Here is an 8,014-nt window from a genome sequence, read left to right as displayed (position 1 = left end):
ACCGGGATCGACTTCGCCCTGCTGGTGGTCGCCGCCGACGAAGGCGTCAAGCCGCAGACGCTGGAGCATCTGGCGATCCTCGACCTGTTGGGTGTCGGCCAGGGGCTGGTGGTCCTGAGCAAGGCCGATCTGGCGGCGCCTGAACGCCTCGACGAGGTCGCCGCCCAGCTCAGATCGGTTGTCGCGGGAACCGTGCTGGAGGCCGCCGAAGCACTACCCGTGTCCGCGGTGACGGGACAGGGACTCGACACCTTGCGCGCTCGCCTGGCCGCCGCCGCGGCCGCCACGGCGCAGCAGTCCGCTGAGACCCGGTTCCGCCTGGCCGTGGACCGCGCCTTCATCCTGCAGGGCGTGGGCGTCGTGGTCACCGGCACGGTGCTGTCAGGCACGGTCCGCGTCGGCGATCAGCTAACGATCAGCCCGTCCGGATTGCCGGCGCGCGTGCGCTCGCTGCACGCCCAGAACCGGCCGGCGGAGACCGGGGGCGCTGGCGACCGCTGCGCGCTAAACCTGGCGGGGCCGGACATCTCCAAGGCGGCGGTGCGCCGGGGCGACGTGGTGCTGGATCCCGGCTTGCACGCGCCTACAGACCGGATCGACGCCAGGCTGCGGGTCCTCTCCAGCGGGGCGAAGCCCGTGGGCCAGTGGTTCCCGGTCCGACTGCATCACGCCGCGACCGAGGTCGGCGCCCGCGTCGTCCTTCTGGGCGACAATCCGATCGAGCCCGGCCGCGAGGCGGACGTCCAGTTGGTGCTCGAGCGGCCGATCGCCGCCGCCCTGCAGGATCGCTTTGTGCTGCGTGAGGCGTCGGCCCAGCGCACCATCGGCGGCGGCCGTTTCATCGATCTGCGCGGGCCCCTCCGGCGGCGGCGCACTCCGGAGCGGCGCCGCCAGCTCGCCGCGCTCGCCCTGGCCGACCCCACCGCGGCCTTCGCAGCCCTGCTGGCCGCCCCGCCCTACGCCTCGGACCTCACGGGGTTCGCCCGCGACCATGCCCTCTCGGCTGCGCAGACGCAGCGGCTGGCCACGCGATCGGGGCTGATCCAACTCCAATCCGGCGGCGTCAGCATCGCCATGTCGCCCGAGCGCTGGCGCGGGTTCACCGTGAGCCTCGGCGAGCAGCTCGCCGCCTATCACAGCGAGAAACCCGACCTGCAGGGCCTGGGCCGGGAAAAGCTTCGCCTGCAGCTGCAGCCCCGACTGCCCCCGGCGGTGTTCGTCGCCGCATTGCAGCGGCTGGCCGGCGCCGGCGAACTGGTGCTGGACGGCGCCTTTGTCCGCCTCGCCAGCCACACGGTGCGGCTGGCGCCTGGAGACGAGGCCGCCTGGGACATCATCGCGCCGCGCCTGGGCGGGGCGGAGCGCTTTCGGCCGCCGCGGGTGCGCGACCTGGCCGACGCGACCGGGTGCCCCGAGCGCGATATCCGGCGGCTGCTCAAGCTCGCCGGACGGATGGGCTGGGCCGACGAGGTCGCGCAGGACCATTTCTTCCTGCGGGCCACGGTCCGCGAGATGATCGCGCTTTGTGTAGAAGAGGCCGGCCGGGCGGACGGCGGCGCGTTCACCGCCGCGCAATTTCGCGACCGCGCCGACAACGGCCGCAAGGTCGCCATCCAAGTCCTCGAATTCTTCGACCGGCACGGCGTCACCCTGCGCAAGGGAGATCTGCGCCGGATCAACCCGCACAGGCTGGACCTCTTTGGCCTGGTCGTGGTTTCATCGGCCGATGCGGATGGAGGAGAGTCGTCCCTGGTGGGGCGTTCGGACTTCAAATCCGAGTGGGGCAGCGAGCCTGTCCCAGGTGGGTTCGACTCCCATTCTCTTCCGCCATCCCCGTCCCGGAGCGGGTCCTGATGACGGCGGACTTCGCCACGGATTTCGACGAATGGCTGGTCGAGACCTTCGCCCAGGTGGGCCCCTTCACCATGCTGATCGTGCTGGTGGAGATCGGGGAGACCTCGGCCACGCCGCTGCGCTCGTCCTATCTGCACGTCATCGGCGACGAGACGCGTTGGCCGGACATACTGGAGCTGCTCGCGGACGCCGGGGCGGCCTGGAACGGCGCGGCTTTTTTCCAGGCGGACCGAGCCGGGCTGGTGCGGGACCCGGTCGCCCGCCATCGCCTGCAATCGCTGATGCGCCACCTCGAGAGCGACCGTTCCCTCCTGAAGCACAGCGAGTTCTTCAACGCGCGTGGCTTGCGGCTGAAGATCGAAGAAGTCGCTCCCGAGTGAACCAACCCGGCGGATATCGGGAACCGCTCACGGCCATGCGCGTTCGCCGATTCCAAGCGGTGTTTTTTGAATCGAAATCCCGCGTCGAACGTGTCTTAATTCGGGTCGTTCGCCTTAGGTCGGTTCGCCGGAGCACATGGCCCGGAGCGCATGGCAATGACCCTCAGTCGTCGCGGCTTCATCCAACTCACCGGCGCCGGTTTGGCGGCGTCCAGTCTGGGGGCGCTTGGCTTCGCGGCCGCGGGCCCGGCGCTGGCGGACTCGATGCGGCCGTTCAAGCTGACCCACACGACCGAGACCCGCAACACCTGCACCTATTGTTCGGTCGCCTGCGGCATCCTGATCTACAGTCTTGGCGACCGGTCCCTGAACGCAACGTCCGATATCATCCATATCGAGGGTGATCCGGACCACCCGGTGAACCGCGGCACGCTCTGTCCGAAGGGCGCTGCGTTGCTCGATGTCGTGCATGCGCCCACGCGGCTGAAGGTCCCCAAATACCGCGCCCCGGGCGCCAGCGAATTCAAGCAGGTCTCCTGGGACTTCGCGCTCAATCGTATCGCCACGCTGATGAAGAAGGATCGCGACGCGAACTTCATCGCGAAGAATGCGGCCGGGACCACGGTCAACCGATGGCTCAGCACGGGCATGCTGGCGGCGTCGGCCACCTCCAGCGAAACCTCCTACCTGACCTGGAAGGTCGCCCGCTCGTTCGGAATGCTGGTCTTCGACAATCAGGCGCGTGTCTGACACGGACCGACGGTGGCCAGTCTGGCTCCAACATTCGGTCGGGGGGCAATGACCAACACCTGGCAGGACATCAAGAACGCCAATGTCGTGCTGGTCATGGGCGGCAACGCCGCCGAAGCCCATCCCTGCGGATTCAAATGGGTCATCCACGCCAAGATCGATAACCACGCCAAGCTGGTCGTGGTCGACCCGCGCTTCACCCGCACCGCCTCGGTCGCCGACGTTTACGCCCCGATACGCCCTGGAACCGATATCGCGTTCCTGAACGGCGTGATCCGCTATCTGCTCGAGAAGAACCTCATCCAGCACGAGTACGTGCAGGCCTATACCAACGCCAGCCTGCTCGTGAAGGACGGCTACGGCTTCGAGGACGGGCTGTTCAGCGGCTACAAGGAAGACACCCACAGCTACGACAAGACCACCTGGGACTACGAGCTCGACGGCCAGGGCTACGCGAAGGTCGACGAGACCTGGCAGAATCCGCGCTGCGTGATCAACCTGCTGCGCAAGCATGTCGATCGCTATACGCCGGAGATGGTGTCGCGCATCTGCGGGACGCCGCAGAATAAGTTCCTGGAGATCTGCGCGCTGTTCGCCACCACGGCGGCGCCCGACAAGGCGCTGACCAGCCTGTTCGCGCTGGGCTGGACCCAGCATTCGGTCGGCGCTCAGAACATCCGCGCCATGGCGATGGTGCAGCTGCTGCTCGGCAATATCGGGGTGGCCGGCGGCGGGATGAACGCCCTGCGCGGTCATTCCAACATCCAGGGCCTGACCGACGTCGGCCTGCTGTCGACCTCGATGCCGGGCTACCTCCTGCTGCCAAAAGATAGCGAGGTCACCTACAAGCAATACATGGAGACGCGGCAGTACAAGCCGCTGCGTCCAGGCCAGGTCAGCTATTGGCAGAACTACGGAAAGTTCTTCGTCAGCTTCCAGAAGGCGATCTATGGCGACGCCGCCCGCGCCGACAATGATTGGGCCTACGACTGGCTGCCTAAGGTCGACGGCGGAGGCTACGATATCATCCGCGCTTTCGAGATGATGAGCAACGGCCAGATGAACGGCTATATCTGCCAGGGCTTCAACCCCCTGCAGGCCTTCCCGGACCGGGGCAAGATCACCAAAGGGCTGAGCAAGCTGAAATATCTCGTGGTGATGGATCCGCTGGACACGGAGACCTCGCGGTTCTGGGAGAATCACGGCCCGCAGAACCCGTCCGACCCCGCCAAAATCCAGACCGAAGTCTTTCAGCTGCCGACGACCTGCTTCGCGGAGGAAAGCGGCTCGCTGGTGAATTCGGCCCGCTGGATGCAATGGCACTGGAAGGCGGCCGATCCGCCGGGCGAAGCGAAAGCCGACACCTGGATCATGTCAGGCATCTTCCACCGGATGCGGGAGATGTACCGCAAGGAAGGCGGCGCCTTCCCCGATCCGATCCTCAACCTGACCTGGGCCTACACCAATCCGGTCGATCCGGATCCGGAAGAGCTGGCCAAGGACATGAACGGCCGGGCCCTGGCGGACATCAAGGATCCGACGGGGGCGGTCACCGTGCACGCCGGCCAGCTGCTGGATGGGTTTGCGCAGCTGAGCGACGACGGCACCACCACGTCGGGCTGCTGGATTTTCTCGGGCAGCTTCACCGAAAAGGGCAACCAGATGGCCCGGCGCGACGCGACCGATCCGCGCGAGCAGGGCCTGGCGCCGAACTGGGCCTGGTCCTGGCCGGCCAACCGGCGGATCATGTACAACCGCGCCGGCGCCGATCTCAAGGGCAAGGCGTGGAATCCGCAAAAGCCGATCATCGAGTGGAACGGCGCCCGTTGGACCGGCATCGACGTGCCCGATTTCGTGCCGACCATTCCGCCCTCGGACGCGGCCGGTCCTTTCATCATGAACGCCGAAGGCGCCGGGCGGCTGTTCGCCCGCGACCAGATGGCGGAAGGTCCGTTCCCGGAGCACTACGAACCCTTCGAATCGCCGACGCCGAACCTTCTGCATCCCAAGGTGAATTCCAATCCGGCCGCCCGCGTGTTCGCCGACGACAGGGCCGCATTCGGGACCGAAGCGAACTTCCCCTATGTGGCGACGACCTATCGTTTGACTGAGCATTTCCTTTTCTGGACCTATCACGCGCTGATCAACGCGATCCTGCAGCCCGAGCAATTCATAGAGATCGGCGAGGTCATGGCCAAGGAAAAAGGCTTCACGCAGGGCGGCTGGGTGCGGCTGACCTCGAAGCGCGGGGTCATCGTCTGCAAGGCCTATGTGACCAAGCGCATCAAGCCGATGCAGGTGAACGGCAAGCCGACCCACGTCATCGGCGTGCCGCTCCACTGGGGCTTCACCGGTCAGGCCCGCAAGGGCTACGGGGCCAACACCCTTACCCCGTCGGTGGGCGACGCCAACACGCAGACGCCGGAGTTCAAGGCGTTCCTGGTCAACATCGAGAAAACGAGCGCGCCGCCGGCCTGACGCAGGCCGATAGTCTCAAGGAGCCGTCCATGACAGGTCTGCAGTCACAGGACTATATCCGGCGCTCGGCGTCGACCCTCACGCCGCCGTCGATCCGCAACCACGAGGCGGAGGTGGCCAAGCTGATCGACGTCAGCCGTTGCATCGGCTGCAAGGCGTGCCAGGCCGCCTGCATGGAATGGAACGACCTGCGCGGCGAGGTTGGGCATTTCGAAGGGTCCTACGACAATCCCAAGGACCTGAACCCCAGCACCTGGACCCTGATGCGCTTCACCGAGTGGGAGGACGATCGGGGCAATCTGGAATGGCTGATCCGCAAGGACGGCTGCATGCATTGCGAGGATCCCGGCTGCCTGAAGGCTTGCCCGGCGCCCGGCGCGATCGTGCAATACGGCAATGGAATCGTCGACTTCAACAGCGAGGCCTGCATCGGCTGCGGCTATTGCATCAAGGGCTGCCCGTTCGACATCCCGCGGGTCAATCCGACGGACCACAAGTCCTATAAATGCACCCTGTGCTCCGACCGTGTCTCGGTCGGGCTGGAGCCTGCCTGCGTCAAGGCCTGCCCGACCGGCGCGATCATGTTCGGGTCGAAATCCGATATGACGGCCTGGGCCGGCGAGCGGGTCGCGGAGCTGAAATCCCGCGGCTTCGCCAACGCCGGCCTCTACGACCCGGCGGGCGTCGGCGGCACGCATGTGATGTATGTGCTGCATCACGCCGACAAGCCGTCGATCTATGCGGGCCTGCCGGACAGTCCTCAGATCAGCCCCTTCGTCGGGCTCTGGAAGGGCGCGGTGAAACCGCTCGCGGTGGCCGGCGTCGCGCTGGCGGTGATCGCCGGCTTTTTCCATTCGGTGGTTGCCGGGCCAAACGAGGTGCAGCCGGAGGACGAAGCGAAAGGGCGCCGCCTGCTCGATCGCGAGGATGACGCGCGATGATCTATCCCGAAGGAAACGTGGTCCGCTACGCGAGCGTGACGCGGATCAACCACTGGATCACGGCGATCTGCTTCGTGCTGCTCACCTTGTCCGGCCTTGCCATGTTCCATCCGATATTCTTCTTCCTGTCGTCGCTGTTCGGGGGCGGCGAATGGACCCGCGCGGTGCATCCCTGGATCGGGATCGTCCTGGTGGTCAGCTATGCGGGGCTGGTGGTGCAGTTCTGGCGCGAGAACTTCTGGAACCAGGACGACACCGCCTGGGTGCGCAAGTTCAATCTAATCCTTGAAAACGAAGAGGAAGGCGTTCCCGAGGTCGGGCGGTTCAACGCCGGCCAGAAATTCGTCTTCTGGGCCATGGCCCTGTTGATACCGGTGCTGCTCTTCACCGGGATCGTGATCTGGGAGGTCTATTTCGGGGCTTTCACCCCGCTCGTCGTGCAGCGGGTCGCCGTCCTGATCCATTCGCTCGCGGCGATCGCGGCCATCCTGGTCTGGATCATTCATGTCTATGCGGGGATCTGGGTTCGCGGATCGCTGCGGGCGATGATGCGAGGCGACGTGACGCCCGGCTGGGCCTGGCGCCATCACCGCAAGTGGCTGCGCGGTCTGGCCGCGACCAAGTCCACCGGGCCGGAGCCGCGCCGTGAGGGGGCCCCGTGAGGCAAGGTGAGGTCGCGTCGACCGGGAAGTGGATCGGAAATCCGCAAGGCGGCGTCACTGCGCCCGACCCGCTGATCCTGCCCGACCCGGCCGCACGCTTCGCCGCCACCGCGGCGCGGCTGCGAGCCTTGTCGGACGGCCATCCGATGGCCGACTGGCTGCGCTTCATGGCCGGCCTGGCGCAAGCCCAGCACGACGCCGTCGCGACGCTAGGGCCCCTCGCCGGCCCGGACGCCGTCCAGGTGCGCCAGGCGGTCGAGGCGCGCATGCCGCCGCTCGCCGCCGATGGCCATCGCCGCCACGCGCTGTGGCGCGAGAGCTTCGCCGTCTTGCTCGACAGTTCCGACGAGGGGCCTTTCGGCGGGACGGTCCCCGCGGAGGCGCGGGCAGTGATGCAGAGCCTGCGCGCGCGCGGCGTTGCGGCGGCGGAGAAGCTGGCCGACGATTTCCTCAGCAGCGGCGTGGCCCCAGCCGACAGGGGCGCGGCGCTCTATGTGGCGGCGGCCCTGCAAGTCTATTTCACCTACCTCGCTGGGCAATTATCCGCCGCAGACCTGCGGCTGCTGCCGGAGCGCGGCCTGTGCCCATGCTGCGGCTCGTCGCCGGTGTCCGGCGTGGTGACGGCGTCGGGCCCAACGCCTGGCACGCGCTATCTTCATTGTTCGCTCTGCTCAACGGCCTGGAACCATGTGCGGGCGGTCTGCATCACCTGCGGCAAGTCGGGCGCGGTGTCCCTGCTGGGGATCGAGGGCGACTCCGGCGCGGTCAAGGCCGAGACCTGCGGTGACTGCCACAGCTACGCCAAGATGCTGTATCAGCCGCAAGACATGAAGGTCGATCCCGTCGCGGATGACCTTGCGACGCTTGGACTGGATGTCTTGGTCGCCGAAGCCGGCTGGTCGCGCCACGCGCCCAACCCGCTCCTGCTGATTGGTTAGGCCGCCCTCAT

Annotated in this window: 5 protein-coding genes, 1 tRNA gene and 1 pseudogene; all 7 read left to right on the top strand. The window is 66.8% G+C overall.

Going from position 1 to position 8,014, the window contains the following annotated elements; translation table 11 throughout:
* Positions 1–6 precede the first annotated feature (6 nt).
* Positions 7–1,662, top strand: a pseudogene (gene selB, locus JWP28_RS20620) (selenocysteine-specific translation elongation factor); the annotation flags it as partial.
* Between the two features lie 72 nt (positions 1,663–1,734).
* Positions 1,735–1,830, top strand: a tRNA-Sec gene (locus JWP28_RS06935).
* Between the two features lie 23 nt (positions 1,831–1,853).
* Positions 1,854–2,234 carry a hypothetical protein gene (locus JWP28_RS06930; protein WP_299541454.1) on the top strand — a complete coding sequence of 127 codons (381 nt, stop codon included), beginning with the start codon at positions 1,854–1,856 and terminating at the stop codon, positions 2,232–2,234.
* A 156-nt stretch (positions 2,235–2,390) separates the two neighbouring features.
* On the top strand, positions 2,391–5,462 hold the full coding sequence (gene fdnG / locus JWP28_RS06925) for a formate dehydrogenase-N subunit alpha (protein WP_299541452.1): 3,072 nt from the start codon (positions 2,391–2,393) through the stop codon (positions 5,460–5,462).
* A gap of 29 nt (positions 5,463–5,491) precedes the next feature.
* On the top strand, positions 5,492–6,403 hold the full coding sequence (gene fdxH / locus JWP28_RS06920; protein WP_299541450.1) for a formate dehydrogenase subunit beta: 912 nt from the start codon (positions 5,492–5,494) through the stop codon (positions 6,401–6,403).
* The gene (locus tag JWP28_RS06915) at positions 6,400–7,065 is read left to right on the top strand and encodes a formate dehydrogenase subunit gamma (protein WP_299541448.1); all 666 of its coding nucleotides are present in this window, start codon (positions 6,400–6,402) and stop codon (positions 7,063–7,065) included. The genes fdxH and JWP28_RS06915 overlap by 4 nt, the downstream gene beginning before the upstream one ends.
* Positions 7,062–8,003 carry a formate dehydrogenase accessory protein FdhE gene (gene fdhE, locus JWP28_RS06910; protein WP_299541446.1) on the top strand — a complete coding sequence of 314 codons (942 nt, stop codon included), beginning with the start codon at positions 7,062–7,064 and terminating at the stop codon, positions 8,001–8,003. Before JWP28_RS06915 ends, fdhE begins: the two co-directional genes overlap by 4 nt.
* The last annotated feature ends 11 nt before the right edge of the window (positions 8,004–8,014 follow it).

This window comes from Phenylobacterium sp. (genome assembly GCF_028290885.1).
In the GTDB taxonomy this organism is placed as follows: domain Bacteria; phylum Pseudomonadota; class Alphaproteobacteria; order Caulobacterales; family Caulobacteraceae; genus Phenylobacterium.
This window is presented reverse-complemented; position numbering and strand designations above follow the sequence as displayed.